We start from the raw sequence: 2583 nt of genomic DNA on the forward strand, positions 1-2583 counted from the left end.
AACCGTGCTGGCCGCACTGGCGTTCGCCGAGCGCGAGGGCGCGGTGCCCGAGTTGCCGGCGGACTGGTGGATTAAGGTAAGGAACCAGTACCAATGATTCATAACGGAAGGCCGCCGTCCGATGTTCGCGTTCAAGACCCGCACTGGTCTAGGGGAGGTGTTTGAGATCAACGCCGTGAACTTCATGAAGACGACGGGAGGAAGGGAACCCTACAAGTCGGTCCGCGGGGATGGACGGAACGTCTATTACGCCGTCTGCCCGGCCTGCGACAACTCCATCGTGCTGATCGGCCTGTACCGGAACGAGCGTGGCATGGACCGGCCACGCCGCCCGTTCGGCAGGCACTGCGGGCACGATGTGCCGGGACTGGCGGAATACGACGGGGACGCCTACCGGGCCTGCAGGTATGCGGATCCGGGCCATAGGGTCAATTCCTGGCGCAAGCGCGGTCCGTCGGACCCGCACGGCCTCGCGCTCTACGGGCTCATGCGCAGCGAGTTCGACAACGTCGCCCTGGCATGGGAGCTGTCCTCCGGGATCCATCTCGGTCGCGCATATGCGGAGGAGATGCTGCGCGGATGGCGGGCGAACGAGGGCTGGCGCTACTACGTCGCCTCGTACCAGAACCTGCCGCAGATGCTGTTCTGGCCGGCCGGCTCCCAGAAGCTCATGGGACGTTACGTCCGTCGCGGATCACGGCTCCATGGGCTGCTGGACCGGTCCGGGCTCGTGTCCCTGGAGCCAAGGGGGAACCGCTATGTGCAGGTGAGGCGCGCGTCCGGCCGCTTCACGGAGACGTCGTTCGTCATCTACGACCGTACCTTCAGCCCGGACGGTGACGGCGACGGCGACGAGCGTGAGGTCTTCGACGCGCGGGTCGACGTCGACGGTCGCGAGGTGGCCTCAGACCTGCGCATCACGGCCGAGGCCGACTGGCTCGAACGGACCCGGACGCTGACACATGGCAGAAGGGACGAACGCCTTCTCGAGATTGCCGGCCGTATCCTCGGATGAACGCCCGGACCGGGGAAAAGAACCTTTAGACCGTGGGCGGCGAGCTGTTCGTCCTGCCTGTGGACGCCTGAGATTCCCGTAGGGCGGGGCCGATCCGGGTTTTGGCGGGTAGTATGAGGCATGTGGTCGTGTCCGTCGTGGCCCGTTGGGCGGGAAGGTGGTTTTGATGAGCGTCGAACGTCTTCTGATGTGCGCACGTCGCCCGGTGCTTTCCTTCGATTACGACCGACGTCGCGCCTGCGCCGTCGGGACCGGCACGATCCTGGACAGGGCGAGGCTTCCGTTGGAATTGACCACGCACGGCAAGAGCGCGGTCTACGCGAAACGGGTCGACATGTGGTGGCGCCGGCGGGCCATCCCCTCCTCGCGGGACGGCATCCGCCGCGCGTTGGATCTCCTTGGGGTGCGTTCCACGGTGGATCTGCTGAACCGGTCGTACGGGTTGAGCCTATCCGACCAGTATTGGGTCAAGGACGCTTCCGACCCGGTACGTTGGGAGGACGTCAACTTCTTCGACAATCCATTCGACGAGGAGTTCGGGCGAATGCTGCTCACCCCTGTCTCCTCGTCCCACGGGTTCAGCCTCAACGTGCCGGACGCGTCCACCGGCGGCGACCTGCCCAAACGTTGGACCATCGGCCCGTCCGGTGTGAGGGTCCTCGTCAAGGGCGGCAGGACCGGACAGGAACCCGTCAACGAGCTCATAGCCTCACGTCTCGCGCGCGGATTGGGCATCCGGGCCGTGGAGTACCGGCTCGGGGAATACGACAACCGTCCCGTCAGCCTATGCGACGAGATGCTCTCCCGTGACGAGGAACTGATCTCCGCATGGCAGCTCATGGGATCCATCAAGCGTGACAACAGGCTGAGCATGCGGGATCAATGGCTGTCGGACGCGGTCTCGCTGGGTTGCGCGCGCAAAGCCGTCAGCGACGCGACCGACGATTGGCTTCTCGTGGACTGGCTGGTCCGTAACATCGACAGGCATTACAACAATTTCGGCCTGATCAGGAACGTGGACAGTCTTGAGGTGCGGCCCGCCCCGTTGTTCGATACGGGGATGAGCCTGTGGGCCGGCGAGTTGAGGGTGGACAACGCCGATTACAGGACGAAACCGTTCTATTCGACCTATAAGACCCCTACGGCGTTGCGTCAGCTGCGTCTCATCGCGGATTGGTCGAGGTACGATCTTGACGTTCTGGCGGATTGGCCCGACGAGGTGGCCCACCGTCTGACGGCCAACGGCATGCTTTCCCCGGTCCGTATCGAAGCGATCAGGTCGAGCCTTGTGAAGCGTGTCGCAACGGCCGTGACGGTCCGTGACGAGACGGTCTCATCCAATCATGGAACCACATGTTTCACCATCTCCCGGCCTACGCCGGACCGGTCGACAGACGATCTTCCCATGCCGTCGCCCTCGGATGCGGAGGATCCTTTCCCCGGACCGGCCCTTTCCGTCGCCGACGATGCCGGGCCGCGGTAGCGTTCCTCTCCGTTTCCGGTGTCCTTATTATCGTCTTTCGACCCGTTCGGTGCATGTGGGTATGACGGAAGGTCTGTCCGGGATC

General features: G+C 64.2%; 2 protein-coding genes. Both read left to right on the forward strand.

From position 1 onward, the window contains the following. Nucleotides 1-121 precede the first annotated feature (121 nt). Nucleotides 122-1015, forward strand: a complete 894-nt coding sequence (locus tag HMPREF1494_RS05700) for a hypothetical protein (RefSeq protein WP_034520797.1) — start codon at nucleotides 122-124, stop codon at nucleotides 1013-1015. Nucleotides 1016-1181: 166 nt separating this feature from the next. Continuing rightward, nucleotides 1182-2498 (forward strand): HipA domain-containing protein, encoded by a 1317-nt coding sequence (locus HMPREF1494_RS05705; protein WP_231495347.1) that lies wholly within the window; start codon nucleotides 1182-1184, stop codon nucleotides 2496-2498. The last annotated feature ends 85 nt before the right edge of the window (nucleotides 2499-2583 follow it).

The organism is Bifidobacterium sp. MSTE12, assembly GCF_000513015.1.
GTDB lineage: Bacteria > Actinomycetota > Actinomycetes > Actinomycetales > Bifidobacteriaceae > Bifidobacterium > Bifidobacterium dentium.

Excerpts from the sequence above, each read along its gene's own strand:
- HMPREF1494_RS05700 (WP_034520797.1), top strand. The coding sequence starts at position 122 with ATGTTCGCGTTCAAGACCCGCACTGGTCTAGGGGAGGTGTTTGAGATC.
- HMPREF1494_RS05705 (WP_231495347.1), top strand. The coding sequence starts at position 1,182 with ATGAGCGTCGAACGTCTTCTGATGTGCGCACGTCGCCCGGTGCTTTCC.